General features: G+C 58.8%; 16 protein-coding genes and 1 pseudogene. 7 read left to right on the top strand and 10 right to left on the bottom strand.

Annotated elements, in window-relative coordinates; all coding sequences use genetic code 11:
• Positions 1–14 precede the first annotated feature (14 nt).
• Positions 15–701: pseudogene (locus ACM6IR_RS09610) on the bottom strand (PAS domain-containing protein); the annotation flags it as partial.
• Between the two features lie 409 nt (positions 702–1,110).
• Positions 1,111–2,424 (bottom strand): MFS transporter, encoded by a 1,314-nt coding sequence (locus ACM6IR_RS09605; RefSeq protein ID WP_414907504.1) that lies wholly within the window; start codon positions 2,422–2,424, stop codon positions 1,111–1,113.
• Positions 2,425–2,627: 203 nt separating this feature from the next.
• Here ACM6IR_RS09605 and ACM6IR_RS09600 point away from each other — a divergent pair, with 203 nt between their 5' ends.
• Positions 2,628–4,046, top strand: a complete 1,419-nt coding sequence (locus tag ACM6IR_RS09600; protein ID WP_414907503.1) for a short-chain fatty acid transporter — start codon at positions 2,628–2,630, stop codon at positions 4,044–4,046.
• A 36-nt stretch (positions 4,047–4,082) separates the two neighbouring features.
• On the opposite strand, the gene ACM6IR_RS09595 is transcribed toward ACM6IR_RS09600, so the two are convergent.
• On the bottom strand, positions 4,083–4,427 hold the full coding sequence (locus ACM6IR_RS09595; RefSeq protein ID WP_414907502.1) for a DUF86 domain-containing protein: 345 nt from the start codon (positions 4,425–4,427) through the stop codon (positions 4,083–4,085).
• Positions 4,424–4,714 carry a nucleotidyltransferase family protein gene (locus tag ACM6IR_RS09590; protein ID WP_414907501.1) on the bottom strand — a complete coding sequence of 97 codons (291 nt, stop codon included), beginning with the start codon at positions 4,712–4,714 and terminating at the stop codon, positions 4,424–4,426. The genes ACM6IR_RS09595 and ACM6IR_RS09590 overlap by 4 nt, the downstream gene beginning before the upstream one ends.
• 148 nt (positions 4,715–4,862) lie before the next feature.
• Between ACM6IR_RS09590 and acpA the strand changes: the two genes are divergently transcribed.
• Positions 4,863–6,563 (top strand): acid phosphatase, encoded by a 1,701-nt coding sequence (gene acpA, locus ACM6IR_RS09585; RefSeq protein WP_414907500.1) that lies wholly within the window; start codon positions 4,863–4,865, stop codon positions 6,561–6,563.
• A gap of 293 nt (positions 6,564–6,856) precedes the next feature.
• Positions 6,857–8,029 (top strand): hypothetical protein, encoded by a 1,173-nt coding sequence (locus ACM6IR_RS09580; RefSeq protein ID WP_414907499.1) that lies wholly within the window; start codon positions 6,857–6,859, stop codon positions 8,027–8,029.
• A gap of 59 nt (positions 8,030–8,088) precedes the next feature.
• On the opposite strand, the gene can is transcribed toward ACM6IR_RS09580, so the two are convergent.
• Positions 8,089–8,733 carry a carbonate dehydratase gene (can, locus tag ACM6IR_RS09575; protein WP_414907498.1) on the bottom strand — a complete coding sequence of 215 codons (645 nt, stop codon included), beginning with the start codon at positions 8,731–8,733 and terminating at the stop codon, positions 8,089–8,091.
• A 181-nt stretch (positions 8,734–8,914) separates the two neighbouring features.
• On the opposite strand from can, the gene ACM6IR_RS09570 reads away from it, so the two are divergent.
• Complete coding sequence (locus ACM6IR_RS09570; RefSeq protein ID WP_414907497.1) at positions 8,915–9,310, top strand: serine kinase/phosphatase; 396 nt, start codon at positions 8,915–8,917, stop codon at positions 9,308–9,310.
• Between the two features lie 28 nt (positions 9,311–9,338).
• Here the strand turns inward: ACM6IR_RS09570 and rimI are convergent, their stop codons facing one another.
• Both rimI and ACM6IR_RS09560 read right to left on the bottom strand, forming a co-directional pair.
• Complete coding sequence (rimI, locus tag ACM6IR_RS09565) at positions 9,339–9,791, bottom strand: ribosomal protein S18-alanine N-acetyltransferase (protein WP_414907496.1); 453 nt, start codon at positions 9,789–9,791, stop codon at positions 9,339–9,341.
• Positions 9,784–10,524, bottom strand: coding sequence for an energy transducer TonB (locus ACM6IR_RS09560; protein ID WP_414907569.1), 741 nt, complete (start codon positions 10,522–10,524; stop codon positions 9,784–9,786). The genes rimI and ACM6IR_RS09560 overlap by 8 nt, the downstream gene beginning before the upstream one ends.
• 206 nt (positions 10,525–10,730) lie before the next feature.
• Here ACM6IR_RS09560 and mksB point away from each other — a divergent pair, with 206 nt between their 5' ends.
• Genes mksB through mksF form a run of 3 tightly spaced genes read left to right on the top strand, consistent with a single transcriptional unit; the run spans position 10,731 to position 15,554 of the window.
• Positions 10,731–12,026: an Mks condensin complex protein MksB gene (mksB, locus tag ACM6IR_RS09555; protein ID WP_414907495.1), complete on the top strand. Its 1,296-nt coding sequence runs from the start codon at positions 10,731–10,733 to the stop codon at positions 12,024–12,026.
• The gene (gene mksE / locus ACM6IR_RS09550; RefSeq protein WP_414907494.1) at positions 12,016–12,717 is read left to right on the top strand and encodes an Mks condensin complex protein MksE; all 702 of its coding nucleotides are present in this window, start codon (positions 12,016–12,018) and stop codon (positions 12,715–12,717) included. The genes mksB and mksE overlap by 11 nt, the downstream gene beginning before the upstream one ends.
• A complete protein-coding gene (mksF, locus tag ACM6IR_RS09545) occupies positions 12,714–15,554 on the top strand; it encodes an Mks condensin complex protein MksF (RefSeq protein ID WP_414907493.1) in 2,841 nt (946 codons plus the stop codon). Before mksE ends, mksF begins: the two co-directional genes overlap by 4 nt.
• 220 nt (positions 15,555–15,774) lie before the next feature.
• Here mksF and ACM6IR_RS09540 read toward each other — a convergent pair whose 3' ends face one another.
• From ACM6IR_RS09540 to ACM6IR_RS09530, 3 genes are read right to left on the bottom strand one after another with little or no spacing between them, the layout of a single operon-like run.
• Positions 15,775–18,078: an MlaD family protein gene (locus ACM6IR_RS09540; RefSeq protein WP_414907492.1), complete on the bottom strand. Its 2,304-nt coding sequence runs from the start codon at positions 18,076–18,078 to the stop codon at positions 15,775–15,777.
• Positions 18,071–18,694: a paraquat-inducible protein A gene (locus ACM6IR_RS09535; RefSeq protein ID WP_414907491.1), complete on the bottom strand. Its 624-nt coding sequence runs from the start codon at positions 18,692–18,694 to the stop codon at positions 18,071–18,073. The genes ACM6IR_RS09540 and ACM6IR_RS09535 overlap by 8 nt, the downstream gene beginning before the upstream one ends.
• Entirely contained in the window at positions 18,681–19,340 is a 660-nt protein-coding gene (locus ACM6IR_RS09530; protein WP_414907490.1) for a paraquat-inducible protein A, read from the bottom strand. Before ACM6IR_RS09530 ends, ACM6IR_RS09535 begins: the two co-directional genes overlap by 14 nt.
• Between the last annotated feature and the right edge of the window lie 94 nt (positions 19,341–19,434).

Below are 19,434 nucleotides of genomic sequence, written 5' to 3'. Positions count from 1 at the left end.
ACGGCCTGCTCCTGCTTGACCTGATCGCTAATCACCGTGGCGAATTTCACCACTTTGTAGAGCTTGTTGTTGGCATCGACCACCGGATTGTAGGACGCCTCCAGCCAGACCGTACGGCCATGGCTGTCGACGCGTTTGAAACGGCCGGCCACGAACTCACCGGCGTTCAAGCGCTGCCAGAAGTGTTGATACTCGGCGCTGTTGTACTCCTGCGGCTCGCAGAGCGTTCGGTGATGTTTACCCTTGATCTGCGCCAGGCTGTACCCCATGCCGCTGAGGAACCGGTCGTTGGCCGTCAACACCTGACCATCAAGATCGAACTCGATCACCGCGGTCGAGCGCACCAACGCGCCGATCAGGTTCTCGTGCTCACGGGACGCCTCAATGGTACGGGTCAGGTCGCTGGAGAAAATCGCGAATTGCCTGATCCGGCCGTCCGCCGACCGCACCGGCTGCACAATCGAGCGCAGCCAGGCTTCCTGGCCATTACCACGCAACAAACGCACCGCACCGGCGAAGTGCTCGCCACGGGTCAGCGAGGCCTTGAAGCGGTGATGGAACTCGTCCGATTTCACATGGGCCGGGACGATGTCTTCGATGTGTCGGCCGATCAGGTCATTGCTTTTGTAGAGCATCTCGCCGATGAAGTTTTGGTTGGCTGACTGAATCCGTCCATCGGGATCGAGGGTCAGGACCAGCATCTCGCTTTCCAGACTTTCCTTCACTTGCTGAAGGCTGGAGAGTTCTTCGCGAAGAGCCGACAACTCTTGCTTCAAGCGTTTGTTGAACATTGAGAGCACCGATGGACAGGGATAGAAAGCGGAATGCAGCCTAGCCATCGGCTTTGGAAATGTTTTCTGAAGAGCGTTTGCGGTTTGTCCTACAAAAATAAATGAGGGGCAGGCGCTTAATGCCAGTCAATTAAGCCCTAACGCGATCTGTAGCAGCTGGCGAAGCCTGCGTTCGGCTGCGCAGCAGTCGTAAAACCTGAGAGTGAGGTCTTCCTGAAACACCGCGCGGCCTGATTTCACGACTGCTGCGCAGCCGAACGCAGGCTTCGCCAGCTGCTACCAAGAGCGTGTTTCGCCTGAGGCACTTCGCTGCCTTAAATCAGATCGCGCCAGCCGCTGAGCACCTTCCGACGCTCGGCATCCGTGCGCCAAAATACGCGGCACTGCCCACGCCTACCGCCCCCATCACTGCACAGAAAATCACGCAGATCCATGGACTCCACGGCATCAGGCCGATCAGCAACAGCGGCGTGACACTCGCCCATGCGGCGTAGGCAATGTTGTAAGTAAAGGAAATGCCAGAGACGCGAATTCGCGCAGGAAACAGGCTGACCATCACCGACGGCACCGCGCCAACCACCCCGCAACTGAGGCCGGCAATCGAGTACGCTAGGCCGATCCAGTGACCGCCCATAATCAGACAGGTATAAAGCACGCCGATACCCAACGGCAGCAGCAAGCTATAAAGCATTACCGTGCGCCACGCCCCGATGCGGTCGACCAACAACCCGGCGAGCACACAGCCAATATTCAGAAAAACGATGCCCAAGGCACTGAGTGCGAAGGTGTGGCCTGCGGTCATGCCGAAGGTTTTCTGCATCATGGTCGGGGTAATCACCACGAATACCACCACTGCCGATGTCAGCACGCAAGTGAGGATCATCGCTGGCAGCATTGCCAGGCGATGTTCACGCAAGACCGTGCGCAATGGCAGTTCGACAGCGGCGTCGCGTTGCGCCTGCATGGCCATGAACACCGGGGTTTCGCTGAGCCAACGACGCAGCCAGACGCCGATCACGCCAAACACGCCGCCCAACAGGAACGGATAACGCCAGGCGTAATCAAGTATTTCGGCAGGCGTAAACACCAGTGTCAGCAACGTCGCCGTCAATGCACCGATCAAATACCCAAAGGTCAGCCCCGCTTGCAAAAAGCCCAACGCATAACCGCGATGGCCGACCGGTGCATGCTCGGCGACAAACACCCAGGCGCTAGGCACTTCACCACCGACCGCCGCACCCTGGAGGATTCGCAGGGCTAACAGCAGCAGCGGCGCGAAATAACCTATTTGCGCGTAGGTCGGCATGATGCCGATCAGCAGGCACGGCAGCGCCATCATCAGGATGCTCAGGCTGAAGACCTTCTTGCGCCCCAGTCTGTCGGCGAAATGCGCCATCAGAATTCCGCCCAGTGGCCGCGCCAGGTAGCCAGTGGCAAAAATCCCGAAGCTTTGCAGTAGCCGCAGCCACTCGGGCATTTGCGGTGGGAAGAACAACTGACTGAGGGTCAGGGCGAAAAATACGAAAATGATGAAGTCGTAGATTTCCAGCGCCCCGCCTAAGGCGGCGAGCCCCAGGGTTTTGTAGTCCGAGCGGTTGAATGGCGCCGGGGGCGAATCGGTGTTGGCAGTCATGAAAAAGAACTCTGGCATCGGCAAAAAAACCAAGGCGCCCATGGTCTACGCAAACGCGCCCACGGACAACCCGTTAGACCATAGTCCTGGACGCCCAAAACAACGCCGCAAAAAGCGTCCTATTGTTTTACTGTGGGTAACTGTCCAAATGGGCGTTTGCTGCCCTGAAGATCACAATAAACATAAGAACTCGAGGTACTCCCGTGGCCGCTGATATCGAAGATAGCCGCTATGCCCGCTTTGCCCTGCGCTGCTCAAGTTTTGCCGAACGCTGGTTCCCCGACTCCTGGGTATTTGCCGCTCTGGCGGTGATTTTCGTTGCGTTGGCAACCATGGCCATGGGCGCCAAACCCACCGACGCTGCCATGGCGTTCGGCGACGGGTTCTGGAGCCTGATCCCGTTCACCATGCAGATGGCGTTCGTAGTGATTGGTGGCTATGTGGTCGCCAGTTCGCCACCGGCGGTGAAGTTGATTGACCGCTTGGCGCGCATTCCGAAAAACGGCCGCTCCGCCGTGGCTTGGGTGGCGCTGATTTCCATGGTCGCGTCGCTGCTGAACTGGGGCTTATCGCTGGTATTCGGCGGTTTGCTGGTGCGCGCCCTCGCCCGCCGCACCGATCTTAAAATGGATTACCGCGCTGCCGGCGCTGCCGCGTATCTCGGCCTTGGCGCCGTGTGGGCCTTGGGCCTGTCGTCGTCCGCCGCGCAACTGCAGGCCAACCCGGCCAGTCTGCCACCGTCGATTCTGTCGATCACCGGCTTCATTCCCTTCACCCAAACGATTTTTCTCTGGCAGTCCGGCGTGATGTTGCTGGCGCTGATCATCATCTCGTTGATCATTGCGTACGCTACCGCCCCCGGCCCGAATACGGCACGTGATGCCAAAGCATGTGGCATCGACCCGAGTTTCAATCTGCCGCCGCTGCAACCGCGCACCCGCCCCGGCGAATGGCTGGAACACAGCCCGCTGTTGACGATTCTGCTGGTGTTGCTGGCCGCGGGCTGGCTGTTTCATGAGTTCGCGACCAAACCGGCAATCAGTGCCATTTCGGGCTTGAACACCTACAACTTTCTGTTCCTGATGCTCGGCGCGTTGCTGCACTGGCGCCCACGCAGCTTCCTCGACGCCGTCGCCCGTGCGGTGCCGACCACCACTGGCGTGTTGATCCAGTTTCCGTTGTACGGCTCGATCGCTGCGCTGATGACCACCGTCAAAGGCGCTGACGCTCAAACTCTGGCGCACCACATCTCGAGCTTCTTCGTCAGCATCGCGTCCCACGACACCTATGCGCTGCTGATGGGTGTGTACTCGGCCATCCTGGGTTTCTTCATCCCGTCCGGCGGCGGTAAATGGATCATTGAAGCGCCGTATGTGATGCAAGTGGCCACCGACCTCAAGTACCACTTGGGTTGGGCCGTACAGATCTACAACGCCGCCGAAGCCCTGCCGAACCTGATCAACCCGTTTTACATGTTGCCGCTGCTCGGTGTGCTGGGGTTGAAGGCGCGGGACTTGATCGGTTTTTCGTTCGTGCAACTGTTGGTGCACACGCCGCTCGTGCTGTTCCTGCTGTGGGCGCTGGGGACGACGCTGACATATACGGCGCCGGTGATGCCATAACTGAAGTTGATTGCACCTGCTGTGGAGCAGGTGCAATCAGGTTTGAACGGAGGGTAACACCTTCAGAAGTTCAGGCAACGCCGCCTGAACCGTATCCCACACCACCTCCAGATTGATATCGAAGTAGCCGTGAGCAATGCGATTACGCATGCCCCGCATACTTCGCCATGGGACCTGAGTGTTCTGCGTGGTGTACTCGGCGTAGCGATCCATGATTTTGGTCGCAGCCTCTCCAATAATGATGAGGCTCATGATGACGGCTTGCTGAGTGCGCTTGTCGTCGAGGAACTCTTCTTTACACATACCCTCGACAAACACCAACGCATCACTAGCAGCCTGACGCATATGGTCAAGATAGTCGCCGAGACGGTGATCGGTCATACGGGACAAGCCTGCTCAAGCACTTGCTGGCGAAACTTCAATGGAAGATCTCCCGGCGTCAGCAGATCAACACTGACCCCCAGCAAATCTTCGAGCGCGACCTGAAGCCCACCCAGGTCGAAAAGCGTGGCACCAGGGAGAGCATCCACCAACAAATCCAGGTCACTCCCCTCTTTATCCGTGCCGAATAATGCGGAACCGAATACACGTGGATTGGAGGTGGGAAATCGGCCGACAACCTCGCGGACAGCTGCTCGTTTTAGATTCAGTGCGATAGAGGGTCTCATGGTTGACCTTTGCCAATACCAGTATTGCCCCAGTCTAGCAGTGCTTGGGACAGGTAAACACTGCACCGCCTGTAACCCTTCTGTCACATTCCACTGCTAGCGTCCCGCCGAAACATACTGCAACATCCTTGAAAAAAAGGGATTCGGCATGAACGACGAAAAAGACGGCAGCGACGCTCCTTCCCCTGAATCCGATAACCCCACCGACACCAGTCGCCGACGCTTCCTCGGCGGTGTTGCAGTCCTTGGCGCAGGTGCGACGCTCGGCGCATGCGGTCAACATGGCGATGAATCAGGCAAGCCGGTAGAACGTCCCTTGTCGCCGGCGGAAATGGACAAAGCGCTGCACGATCAGGTGAAAACCGTAGTGGTGATCTACGCCGAGAACCGCAGTTTCAACAACCTGTTCGGCGACTTCCCCGGCGTCGAGAAACCGTTGTCAGCCCTCAAGCCTGCCGAATATCAACAACGTGATCGCGATGACAGTCTGTTGCAGACTTTGCCGCCGGTGTGGGGTGGCGTGCTGCAGATTGGCCCGCAAACCCTCGATGGCGTCACTTACCCAAGCGCAACCCAGTTTCAGGAACATCTGCCCAACGCGCCGTTCGCCCTCAAAGGCCTGAACGGTGAAGACTTGCCGTTCGGTCTGGTGACGCGTGACCTGTGGCATGTGTTCTATCAAAACCAGATGCAGATCAACGGCGGCAAGAATGACGGTTTTGTCGCCTGGGCCGACTCCGGCGGACTGACCATGGGCCATTACGCGCAGAGTCGATACTCCCTGCGCTTGTGGGACGTTGCCAGGGAGTTTGTGCTCTGCGATAACTTTTTCCAGGGTGCTTTCGGTGGCTCGTTTCTCAATCACCAGTATCTGATCAGCGCCACCGCACCCTTCTATCCCGACGCCGCCAACTCGGTGGCCAAGTCGCAGATCGCTACGCTGCAAAGCGACGATCCGGCGGACCCGCGCCTCAAGCCGCTGGAGCAATCCCCGGCCAGCGCCATGACCGGTCCACCACAATTCGGTCCCAGCGCGCTGACGCCAGATGGCTACGGCGTCAACACGCTCGCCCCGCCGTACTGGCCGACCTGGATTCGCGACCCACAACGCCCAGCCTACGCCAAGCCAGATTTGCCGAACGTGCTGGTCCCGCAAACCCACGAGCACATCGGCGACAAACTGTCGAAAAAGAACATCGACTGGGCCTGGTACGCCGGCGGCTGGCAGGCGACCCTGGATCAATACAAGGATTCCGGCGGCATTCCGAAAATCCCGAACTTCCAGTACCACCATCAGCCGTTCAATTATTTCAAACAGCAAGGCCCCGAGAACCCGACCGAGCGCAGCAAACGTCTGCGTGACGCTGGCCTGGGCGATGAGTCGAGCAGCAACAAATTCTTCGCCGATGCCGAGGCCGGCAAACTGCCGGCAGTGAGTTTCTACAAACCCCAAGGCAACCTGAACATGCACGCTGGTTACGCTGATGTAGCGTCTGGCGACCGGCACATCGTCCGCGCCCTGAAAGTGCTGCGCGAAAGTCCGCAGTGGAAAAACATGGTGGTCGTGGTCACGATCGATGAGAACGGTGGGTGGTGGGATCATGTCGCACCGCCCAAGGGCGATCGCTGGGGGCCGGGTTCGCGGGTGCCGACGCTCGTGGTATCGCCCTTTGCGCGCAAAGGCACGGTGGATCACACAGTCTATGACACGGCGTCGATTCTGCGACTGATCACCCGGGTGTTCGGGCTGGAGAAGCTCGACGGGCTTAAGCAACGCGATGAAGCGATGATTGCTCGTGGGCAGCAACCGATGGGTGATTTGACCAAAGCCTTGCACTTTACGAGCTGACTGAAAATGGCATCGCCCCTTACCAAGGGACGAATGCCTGTACATGGATTGGTCTTACAAACAGGTTCGGAGTTGCCCAAGTGGAGTACTTGCGCGTGGGAAGTGATTTAGCCCTGCATCAGTTGTAACACCGCAACCAAAAGTAGGCCCGCCGCGAGCGAGCGGCGGGCTATCTGTCTGCGTTCCCGGCTCATCACAATAATTCTGTTTCATACCACTTCTCTGTCTACCCTTGCTGATCCAGTATGACGCTCGTCCCTGTCCTGGGGCCCATCGCTGAAAAGGATCTGAGCATGTTCAAAATTGCGAAACTCACCCTTGCCGCTCTCACCCTGAGCACCGCCGCCCACGCCGATGTCGACCTGAAGCTGGGCAGCACCGAACGCGTCACCCGCCTGTTTGCCTTCCCCAACAACTGCAACGTGATCTGTTTTCGCAACTGGACACTGGAACAGACTGTCGAGCATTACCTGACCCAAAGCGTGCAACGCGATGGCTACAGCGCGGCGAAGGTCCTGGTGAAAACCGATAACGATCAGCTCTACGCCGAAATCACGGGCGTGCCCAAGGGTTATGAAAAACCGTTGGCAGCGCTACTCGATGCCGGCGATCTGGCCTACACCGGCGCCAGCAAACTGAATGCCGATGGCAAGTGGGCCTACAGCTGGTATCTGTTTCTGCCACTGGGCATGGCGCTGGACAACCGCAAAAGCGTTGAACTGCTGCACTTTCCCCCGGATTACTCGTTGACCCAGGCACAGGACTACCTGAGGTCTGCCACCACGGATCGCTGGGCCACGTTGCTCACCGACAACGGCATCCCCGCAGACCAGACGCCGGGCTACCAGACGATCATCGACATCGCACCGATTGCCGCGCCTTCCAACGCAGGCAAGGATCTGGAAGGCGTCTATGACTACTTCAAGGACTACCAGACCACCATGGTCAAGGACATCAGCCAGAACGCCAGCGGTGCTACGTTACCGATGGTCGCCTTCGGCGCACCGGTGCGTAACTGGATCAAACAGCAATACGGGCCGACAGTGAGCGTGCTGGGATTGGCAACGATCAGTCCGAGTACAGGGGTGAGCGTGCCGGTGCTGGGTTCCAACCACCCAAGCTACATCTGGTACGCCGCTGACCCCGCAACCTACACCGGTGATGATGCACAGGCCAAGGCCGACGCTGCAGGCTTGAAGGTCATGGGGCAAGATTTGAGCGCCGCTTGCTGGCAGGCCGGCATGGGTAGCAAACCGGGCACTGACCCTCAAGTTCAGCTGAAAAGCTGCACCCAGACCTGGCAAGTGACCCAGAAAGAAAAAACCTGCGAACTGTTCTACACCTCGATCCGCAATCTCACGCCTGAACAGGCGATGACCAAGTGCGCAACACCACCGATCAAATCCCAACTCAAACAGCTCAAGGCCCCGGCGCCCAAGACCGCGATACCCGCTCCTCACTTGTAAACGATGCATGACTTTCCCGCGCGATGGCTGACGCGGGAAAGCGTCTGTGCTGAAAGGCTTTACAACGCTTCGACCGGACGCAAGCGGTATTGCGGCGGCAGTTGCTCGAACCCGCTGATGGTCGTGTTCAGGCTCTTCCAGCGGCCGTCCTTGATGCCGTAGATGCAACCGTGGATCGACAGTTTCTGCCCACGATGCCAGGCGTTTTGCACAATGCTGGTGTGGCCGACGTTGGCCACCTGCTGGATCACATTGAGTTCGCAGAGGCGGTCGACCCGCTCTTCTTCGGTTGGCAACTTGGCCAGTTCTTCGCGATTTTCGTAATAGAGATCACGAATCGAGCGCAGCCAGCCGTCGATCAGGCCCAGTTGGCGATCCTGCATCGAAGCGCGCACGCCGCCGCAGCCGTAATGCCCGGTGACGAGGATATGTTTGACCTTGAGCACATCCACCGCGTACTGGATCACCGACAGGCAGTTGAGGTCAGTGTGTAGCACCACGTTGGCCACGTTGCGGTGTACGAACAAGTCGCCCGGCAGCATGCCGACAATCTCGTTCGCCGGCACACGCGCATCAGAGCAGCCGATCCACAGGTATTCCGGCGTCTGCTGACGGGCCAGCTTGGCGAAGAAATCAGGATCTTCTTTGGTGATCGCGTCGGCCCAGCGCTCATTGTTATCAATCAGATCTTGTAATTCGTTCATACAATAAAGCCTCGAGAATGATGCGTTGCTTTGACTTACAACCGTCCGTCGGGGTCACGCGCGAGATGTAGATCCCCCTGATGCCCTGACGCACCAACGGCTGGCTGGCGCTCCATGTCGGTGGAATTCTCGACAGCCCAGCGGGTCTACCGTAGTAAGGCCCACAGTATGAGGAATTGCCATGACTGATTCACGACGTCCTTTCGATGCGGTGCAACCCGAACCCATTGATGACAATGAAGACCGCATGGGATCGATGCACGAGCTGGATTTCGACGAGGAAGAACCGAGCGCCAAAATTGGCGACGAACTGCCGGCAACAGCGCGCGAGCGACTGATGATCCGCCATCGACTGCGTGAAGCCGGCGCCTCGACCGATGACCATGAATCCACCGACGACGACCTGAGCCCGGAAAACCTGATCCGCGAGGATGGCGCCCGGGATGCCCACGAAGCCGGGGAAGGTGGCCAGGCCGATTGGGATTTAAGCATTGTCGATGAAGACGACATTGGGGGTGGCAATGGGTTGGATGAGGCAGAGATGGCAGAGCGCGATCCGATAGACGGTAATCGCTGAACGTTATCAATGTAGTCGTATCGGGTATTCAGTCGACGAGGGTGCAGGCCATGACCACTGCATCTTCCCGCCCACCAACAGCCGGATAATAGTCACGTCGACGCCCAATCTCGTTAAATCCAAACCGCTCGTACAACCGAAACGCCGACCGATTACTGTCGCGCACTTCGAGAAAACACTCCCGCGCCTGGGCCTTGTAGGCAATCGACATCAGATGCTCAAGTAGCGTCAAACCCAGCCCGCGGCCTTGGTTTTCCGGTTTGACCGTGATGTTAAGCAAATGGGCTTCATCAAGAATGATCTGCACCACGCCATGGCCGACCTGCTGCTCGCCTTCGAACATGAGCCAGATCTGGTACTTGCCCAGCCCATCGAGAAAAATCCCGCGGGTCCAGGGATGGCTGTAGGCCGCGTATTCAATTTTCAGGACAGCGTCCAGATCCGCTTCGGTCATCGGGCGGAACGATACAGCCTCACTCATTCGATTCTTTCCAGCGCGTCATCAGCCGACGCATGGCTTGCCAGACATCAGCTTTACGCTGTGGCTCTTCCATTAATAATTCCAGGCCCGGCAGGGCCCAGACCGAGCCCAGGCCTTCGACCTGGAGTTCACGGTTGAACGATTCGGCGTTCGCCTCGCCGGCAAAACGCACCGCTGGCAGGCCGATCAGCCACACGCAGACGCAGGGAGCATCTTCCAGCCGGGCCGAGAGAAAACCTTGCACAAAGTCTCGAGCGGCTTCCGGGCCCTGATCCATGGTGCCCCGAGCCAGCAGCGGCCAGCGCACCGGCTCGCCGATGATCTGCGGGCTGTCCGGCAGACCGGCTGCCCGTAGCATGTCCTTGAGCAGCAGATACGCGGGATCACGCGTCTGGAACGTTTCGCCTGTGGGTAACTCCACCAGCAGCAAGCAACGGCCGGCGCGCAGCAATTGCAGGGCGAAACGAGGTGGCGGCACGACCGGCGCCTTGACCGCGACCGGCGCCTCCTCTTCCTCGACCTTGGCGTTCGTGCGTGTGCTGGCCAACGATGGCCGCGGGGCCTCGATCTTCACCCGCTCCGCCGGCTTGATCACAGGTTCCACTGACGCTTCAGCCACCGGAGCCGGCGCCACCGGGACGATGACCAACGGCTCGGGCATCTCCAGCAGCTCGGGGCGCGAGGGCGCGGCGAAGGGCAATTCGGTGCGCGGCAGCCAGTTGACCACCTGCATGGCGGTCAAATAAGCGCGGCGACGGGACTCGATAAGCAAAGGTCGGCCACTTGTGGATAACTAAAGTGCGGTGATTCTACCGCCCTTCGCTCAAGATCGCCCGCGCTTGATCGATAGAAAACCTACAGTCCGTCCCGAGAGTGAAGCGCCGCGCCTTCGATGAAGTACAATCGCGGCTTTTAATCGCCAACCAGCCGGCCATTCCGATGATCGAACCCAAGCGCGTCTTGCGCGCCCTCGCTGAACACTGGGCACTTCTGGAGCCACTGTGCGAGCACTTCGACCAAGGCACCTTGAGCCTCAACGAACTGCGTTCACAGTTGGCCGCCCAGCAACTCGACAGTACGCCGCAGGACATCACCAGCCTGCTGGACGTGTGGATCCGCCTCGACATTCTGGTTCCCGTGGCGAAAAGCCCGAACCGTTTCGAGCTCAACGCGCAGATCCATGACTTCCTCGCTTACCTGCGCCGTGAGCACCGTCTGGGCCTTTGCCTGGAAATCGAAGCCTACTTACGCCACCTCGAGCGCCTGGCCGGTTACATTCAGGACGCGTTCGACATCCGCGACGGCGACGACCTGGCGCGCCAGTTGCGCCTGCTCGACATGCGTGTGCGAGACGTGCTGAAGAAGCTCGCCAACGATGAACAGGCCCTGGTGGCTGTCGCCGAACGCGCCAAGACCAGCGACCGGCAGATTCCGTTGCGTCAGCGTTACGCTGAAGTGCTGGCGACCTGGGATGAATACGTCGAGCCGATGATTCAGCTGGTGAACGCCGACGGTGCCTTCGAACAAGGCGTGCGCAAGGTCGAAAACGTCCTGCTGAAAATGCTCACCGAGCAACAGCGTCTTGGCCATCTGGTCGATGACGACATGCTGCTGCGTACCCACGCGCGCATCCTCGAAATGCAGACCAGCGCCCAGTTGACCCTGCGCCACGCCCGTGAACTGTTGCTGCCGCTACGTGAAGAAGCCCGTCGCCACAACGCCGTGACCCGTGGTGCTGCGCTGGCGCTGGCGGCCATCCGCCGCAAAGGCATCGACGCGGTGCCGCAAGCCGCCATGCCAATGTTCACCCGCCCGCAAAGCACGTTCCTCGGCAGCGCCAGTCAGGTCGAGGCCTACGTGTATGCACTGGCCCGATTCGAGCCGAAACCGGCGCGTTTCCCCAAGGCCCACAAGACTCAGAAAGGCGAAGCACCGCGCGCGCCACGCACGGTTCGGGAAATGCTCGAACGCTGCGAGGACGCCCTGCCGATGCCGGACCTGATGATCTGGCTGCTGGAGCAGGAGCCGGACGGCGCCACCGACGAGTTGCTTTATTGGTTCTCGCGCCTGTCGCGGGAAAAACGCTTTAAACGCGAGCGTCTGGAACGTCGCGACTACCACACTCACGAGCACCAGGTCAGCCTGCGCTCCTTCGCCCTGCTCTCGGCCGGCGACGACGCCGCCGCCGAGAATTCTGCGAGCACCCTCTATGCAAGTACTTCCCATGCAACTTGATCTATCCGAACTGTCCCAGCTGGCACCGATCTTTCGCGAGCTGTTCAAGGGCTACCACGTAAGCCGCCGCGACCCGGAACTGTACGCACAACTGTCGAACTTCCAGGACCAGTACCGCACGCTATTCAAGGCATTGGGTTTTGAACTGGTCTGCGACACCCGCGGTTTCTACTACTTCGTCCCGGACCTCGCCGCTGCGGCGGTCAATAAAACGGCGCAACGTCTGGCGCTGTTCACCTTCATCCTCGTCGAGCATCTGGCAGATCAGGGCCGTGACCCGGTCGCCGTACTCGACGGCGGCAGCCTTGGCCGCGATGAATTGCCGTCGTTGCTGGAAAAGTACCGCGACCTGTTCATCCAGGCGGAGGTGCAGACTGTCGAAGAGCTCGAAGAAAAAATCATGCGCCGCATGACCCAACTCGGTTTTGCCGGCGAAGAAAACGGCGTCTACCGTTTCCTGCCGCCGATGCACCGATTCCTCGATGTCTGCCTGTCGGTTCAGCAGGATCGCGATCTGGCGGCCAGCCTGCACAGCGTGCTACCGCTGCCGGTTCCGGTGTTGATCGATGACGACAGCGACGAAAAGCTGCTGCAAACCGATGATCCGCTGGACCTTAGCGACTTCGAAGAAGAAAGCGAAGAAGACGCGATGGCCCGCGCCATTGCCGAAGAACAGGAGACCGACGCATGAGCAAGGAACGCTACGGCATTCGCCGCTTCGCCCTTTTGAACACCGCCGGATACAGCCTCGGCCTGTTCCCGCTGGAAGAACCGCTGTCGGTCTACGGCGCGAACAACCTCGGTAAATCCGCGTCGATCAACGCCTTGCAGTTTCCGATTCTGGCGCGCATGTCGGACATGAGTTTCGGCAAGTACAGCCTGGAACAATCCCGGCGCTTCTACTTCGCCTCAGACACCAGCTACATCCTCGTTGAAGTCTCGCTGCCCCACGGCCCACACGTGATCGGCGTGGTCGGTCGCGGTCCGGGCGGTGGTTTCGGTCACCAGTTCTTTGCCTACGCCGGCAAACTGGACCTGGCCCACTACCAGAAGAACGACACCTGCCTGCGCCAGAAAGAGCTGTTCACCAACCTTGAGCGCGAAGGCCTGAAAGCCTACGAACTCAAGCCGGATGAACTGCGTCGTTTGCTGGTCGGCGGTCACACCTCGATCCCGCTGGACTTGACGCTGATCCCGCTGCGCTCCACCAGTGAACAAAGCCTTAAGACTTTCCGCGCGTTGTTCATCAACCTGCTGCACATGCGCGAAATCACAGCGGCCAAGCTCAAGCAGCTGTTTCTCGATGCGTTCGAACACAGCCTGCGTTCCGGCAGTGTCGACTACATCGCCGCGTGCGAAGAAGCATTCCGCGATGTACGACGCATGGAGCAAGACTACAACTCGCTGGTCACCGCTGGCCCGTTGGTCGAAGCCCTTGCGGCAGGCGTGACTCAGCGCAACATCCTGCGCGGCAAATTGCACCGGATCTCGCCTCTCCTCGACTCCCTGCTCGGCACCTGGTCGGACTACGCCAGTGCGCGCAAGGAAGAGCTGACGATTCAGGCCGAGCACTACCGCAACGAGCAGGACGCGTTGCAAAACGATCAACGCGGCGGTACTCAGGAACTGATGCGTCTGGAGCGGGAAATCACCGGCATCCAGCGCTGGCTTGGCGAGCTGTCGGTGCTCAAGCATCGCTTTGCTTTAGTCGATGACGTCAAAGTCCTGGAGCAGCAACTGCTCGCCGCCAAGGACGCGCACGATGAGTTGGCCGGTGCGCTGGCGCAGTCGCGCCAATTCACCGCCGAGGATTTGGAAGAACGTCTGCGGGATCTGGAAAAACGCCTGAAGTCGGTCAAGCAACAACTCGATCATGCCGATAACAACAGCTACGCCCGCCTGCGCGAAGAATTCTCGCAACAGGATGTAGAGCGCCTGATGCGCCTGTTCAACAGTGCGTTGTTCAGCCTGCCGCTGGGCGAGCACGGGATTGCGCTGGACGAGGACGGCCAGTGGGTCAAATCAATGGAGCTGATCCTCGATGGCTTCAAGGGTGAGCGCTTCGAAGTGCCGGGTCTGTCCATCGACCTGTCGCACATCGAGCCTCCAGCGCTGCAAGCCTTGGCTGACCGCGCGGCATTGCGCGATCAGAAAGAGCGCCTGGACAAAGAGCTCAAGCAACTGAAAACACAGCAAGCCGTTGCAGCGGACCGCGCGGCCAGCAAAACCCAGACTGAAGCGCTGTACCAGCAAGTGCTGGACGCGCAGAAAGCCCTGGAAGATTTCCGTCGGGCGCAAACCCTGAGCGCCGAGGAAGGCGACAAACTGGAACAGCTGGCGCAAATGGAGGCCGCGCAGGATGAATTGAAGCGCTCCAGCGACGCCTTTACCGAGCGTGTCCAGCAACTGTCGGCCAAGCTGCAACTGGTCGGCCGGCAGATCGGCGATATGGAGGCCAAGCAACGCACGCTCGACGACGCGCTGCGCCGCCGTCAGTTGTTGCCGGCAGACCTGCCGTTCGGTACCCCGTTCATGGACCCGATCGACGACTCCATGGACAACCTGCTGCCGCTGCTCAATGACTATCAGGACAGCTGGCAGGGGTTGCAGCGCAGCGATGGTCAGATCGAAGCGCTGTACGCTCAGGTCCGCCTCAAAGGCGTGGCCAAGTTCGACAGCGAAGACGATATGGAGCGTCGTCTGCAATTGTTGATCAACGCGTACGCGCACCGCACCGACGAAGCCCTGACTCTGGGCAAGGCGCGCCGAGCGGCGGTCACCGACATCGCTCGAACCCTGCGTAACATTCGTAGCGACTACGACAGCCTTGAGCACCAACTAGCGCTGTTCAACCGCGAGATCAACAAGCGTCAGGTCTCCAACCTGCAGAGTTTCCGTATCGTGCTCGCGCCGAACAAGGAGGCGCTCAAGCATATCGACCAGATCATCCACAGTGCCGGCCAGTACGAAGAAGGCGAAACCCTCTCCGTCTTCGACCTGAGCCAAAGCGCCGATCAGGACAATAAGAACGAAGAGGCCAAGGAGTATCTGGCACGGCTGGTGGCGGCAAACCACAACCAGCTTGGCCTCAAGGACTTGTTCGAGCTCGCGTTCGAAATCACCAAGGTCAACGGTCCGCCGGTGATTCACACTGACATCGATGGCGCCGCTTCCAACGGCACCACGATGACCATCAAGGCGCTCACCAACATGTACTTGTTGCTGCACTTGATGGACCGCGACCAGGCCGGCCGGGTACGTCTGCCGTACTACCTCGACGAGGCGGCGGACATCGACGAAAAGAACCAGGCAGCCTTGCTGGAAACCAGTCTGCAACTGGGCTTCGTGCCGATCCTGGCGAGTGTGAAGCCGCAGGTTTGCGCCAGTGTCGCCATCGACCTGGAAGGCGGCAGCGGGCCGAACGGAATCTACATCGACGAAGCGGACTGGAAGTACATCCGTCGTCACGATGAAGTGAAGGCGACCGTTGTTTTGCAGGCCGACGAACCGGAACTGGACGCGGTCTGATCCGCATTATTCGAAGGCCATGAAAAAGGCCGCGATCCAATGGATCGCGGCCTTTTTTGTGTGCTGGCTTGAGACTTTCAGGGAACTTCAGGGCCTCTTCGCGAGCAGGCTCGCACACATTGGATCGGTGTCGTACACAAATGCCATGATCGACATAGATTCAATGTGGGAGCGAGCTTGCTCGCGAAGGCGTCATCTCAGACGCCCTATGAACTGCCTGCTACTTACCGATGGCGATTTTTGGCGCCCAGGTCAGCCACTCATCCTCAAACTTGTCGAACAGTGGGAATGTTTGCTCAGGCCGTGCAGGGTTCCCCATGCGATCACCGTCCGGCGTGGCGAAAGCGATGCCGCCCTGAATCAGCGTCTCCAGCGATTCAGTACGGACCGTCGCGCCTTTGAACAAACCGTAGTCAAAACCGAAACCGCTGGTATTCCAGAATCGCGTGCCGCTGCGCACCAATGGCGCGTACTTCGGTTCAATCAGGATGCGCACCAACACACGATCAGCGGTCTCGCCCAATTCATAGCCTGTCACCTTGCCCACGGTGACCTCGCGATAGGTCACCGGTACGCCGATTTTCAGCGACCCACGGCGAGCGGCACTCAGGACCAGACTCAAACCAGGTTCTTGTTTGGCGGTTTCCGGTGGATTGGCCAGGGCCACAAAGTCCTTCTGCGGACCGAGGTTTTTCGCTGCAGGCTGCACTTCGATGTATTGGCCGGTGACCAGTGTCTCCAGATTAGAAGTCTTGATCAGCCCCAATTCTGGTTTGACTACCCAAAACTGACTGCCAACCCGGGCGATACGCTCCGGCACTTCGGTGATTCGCGCAGTGAGCATCACCGATTGCAAGTCATCCGTGAAGTCGACATCTTCAATCTTGCCGACATCCAGACCTTTGAACCGCACAGGTGTGCCGCTGCGCAAACCATCGGCGCGATCAACCTTGATCGTGACCACGGTGCCTTTCTGGTTGGCCTCGTCATGGTTGGCGAACAGACGGAAACGTGGAATACGTTTCTGTAGCGGCGCTTTTGCTTCCGGTGTTTCGAAGGCAATGCCGCCGGCCATCAGACTCTGTAGCGACTCACTTTTGACCTGGATTCCCCCGGTGAGTCCCCCCGTCAGCGTGATGCCACTGGCATTCCAGAACCGCGTCGAGGCGTTGACCAGACCTTCGTATTCCTTCTCGATGTGTACACCGATCACCAACTGCTTTTTGGTGCGTGAGAACTGATAGCTCTGCACCGAACCCACCTTGACCTGCTTGTAGAGTATCGGGCTGCCGACTTCCAGCGAACCGAGATTCTCGGTGAACAACACCAGGTGCAAGCCCGGTGAACGCAAATCAAGCGGTGGTGCCTTGGGCCGTGCCACGAACTCGCGTTGGGGCGCTGCGCCTTTGTCGCCGGGGCGCACGGCGATGTAATTACCTTTGACCAGGGCTTCCAGACCGGTGATGCCCGCCAGGGATATCGACGGTTTGACCACCCAGAACTGAGTGCCTTGGACCAGATAATCTTCGGCCAGCGGGTCAAGGGTCAATTCAGCGGTAGCAGCAGACAAATCAGGATCGATCTTCAGTGCTTTCAGCGTGCCGACCTGGATGCCCTTGTACATCACCGGCGTGCGACCGGCCTGCAAACCTTCGAAATCGCTGAGTTTGACCTTGACCCGAATACCGGCCGCGGCAGCGTCGAAATCCTCGTAGAGACGGAATGGCAGACTCGAATCGGTGGGCGGGCTGTCCTTGCGGTTTTCCGGTGTGGCAAACGCGATGCCACCCGCAACGATACTGGCCAGCGACTCGCTGCGCACTTTCACACCGGACAGGTTAGCGTCGATGCTGATCCCGCTGGCATTCCAGAAACGCGTGTGTTTGCGCACGAGCTTGGCGTAAGTTGGCTCGATGAAAACTTTGAGTTCAACCGTGCTTTGGTCTTCGGACAGCAAGTAGCTTTTGATCTGGCCAACTTTGATCTGTTTGTAGAACACCGGGCTCCCGCGGTTCAGTGAGCCGAGGCGATCCGCCTTGATCGTCAGGTGCAATCCGGGTTTGGCGTCCGACAACGGTGGCTCTTCGGCCAAGGCCTTGAATTTGCGAGTCGGCTCGCCTTCACCAGGGCTGATGGCTACGTAGTTGCCCGACACCAGGGTTTCCAGGCCAGTGATGCCGGCCAGGGTCACGCTTGGTTTGACCAGCCAGAAGCGCGTGCTGGTTCTGAGGTATTGCTCCACGTCCTTGTTCATCTCGATGGTGGCGATCACACCTTTGGAGGCGCCTTCGTCGTCGAGCTTGAGGGTTTTCACCTTACCGACCGACATGCCTTTGTAGACGACTTCGGTCTTATTGGCCTGAATGCCCTCGCCACTTTCAAAACGCACCTGAACCTCGATGCCGGTTTCGGTGTAGGCACGCCAGCCGAGCCAGGCGCCGATGATCAAGGCGATCAGAGGCAACACCCAAATGGCAGACCAGTTCGAGGCCGGTCGGGTTTTAGCAGTAGGCAAATCAGTCATGGTCGTCGTCCGACTCCGTGTTATCCCAAATCAGTCGGGGATCGAAAGTAACTGCGGCAAGCATCGTCAGAATCACCACACTGGCGAAAGCGATGGCGCCAAAATTGGCTTCGATGCTGGCAAGCCGTCCGAAATTCACGAGCGACACCAAGATGGCGATCACAAAGATGTCCAGCATCGACCAGCGGCCAATGAACTCGATAAAGCGATACATCCAGATACGTTGACGAGCAGAGAGCGGCTGGCGACGCTGCACCGAAAACAGCAGCAGCGCGATGCCTACCAATTTGAATGTCGGGACCAGGATACTGGCAATGAAAACCACGGCGGCGATTGGAATCATGCCGTGCTGAACCAACTGGATCACGCCGGACATGATGGTGCTGGGATCACCTTGACCGAGGGTACTGACCGTCATGATCGGCAGCACATTCGCAGGGATGTAGAGGATCGCTGCGGTGACGAGCAACGCCCAGGTACGCATTAGACTGTTGGGACGACGAGCGTGAACCAAGGCACCACAACGGGTGCAAACTTGCTCGTCAGTGTCGGCTTCCTGCTTATTCAATTCATGGCATTCCGCGCAAATCAGAATGCCTGCATCAATCGCCCGCATGGGCATCCTCTCCTGATAATGCCTGCCAGATCTGATGAGGTGACATCACAACCTCCAACCAGACCTGAACCAACAACAAACTGATAAAGCAGCCCAAGCCAAGACCTACGGTAATGGTCGCCATATCTGCCAGTTTTACGATCGCGACCAACACGCCCATGAGGTAGACCTCAAGCATCCCCCAATCGCGTAGATGGTGATAAATGCGGTAGAGCAGGAGGCCATAGCTGCGTCCAACATCAAAACGAATACTCAACAGCACGACCAGTTGGCAGAGCAACTTCAGCAACGGGATCCCCATGCTGCAGAGAAACACGACGACTGCCACGCCTTGCATACCCGTATCGAACAGACCGACAACACCTTTCCAGACAGTGTCATGCGACGAGTGCCCGAGTAGATGGAGCTGCATGATGGGTAAAAAGTTCGCCGGGACATACAACAATAGAGCGGCGATGACCAAGGCAAGACTACGCTGCACAACGTTGTGCCGATGCGCGTAAAGCTCGTAACCGCAGCGTGGACACAGGGCTTTCTCGCCATGGGCAAGCTCAGGCTTGCGCATCAGCAAATCGCACTCATGACACGCCACCAAGTCGTCCAGCGGTAATTCTGACAGCCCTGGGGCGTCAACCGGATCTGGCATAAAGGCTCTGGCTCCGAAAAAGGTGGGCCTATTCTAGTGTTCTAAATCGAAAATAACTGTGCAAATTTATGCCGCCTGGGATGATGCTTTTTTC

Origin of the sequence: Pseudomonas sp. IT-P253 (assembly GCF_949768125.1) — a bacterium.
GTDB lineage: Bacteria > Pseudomonadota > Gammaproteobacteria > Pseudomonadales > Pseudomonadaceae > Aquipseudomonas.
The sequence above is the reverse complement of the archived record's forward strand: the minus strand, read 5'-3'. Positions and strand labels throughout refer to the sequence as shown.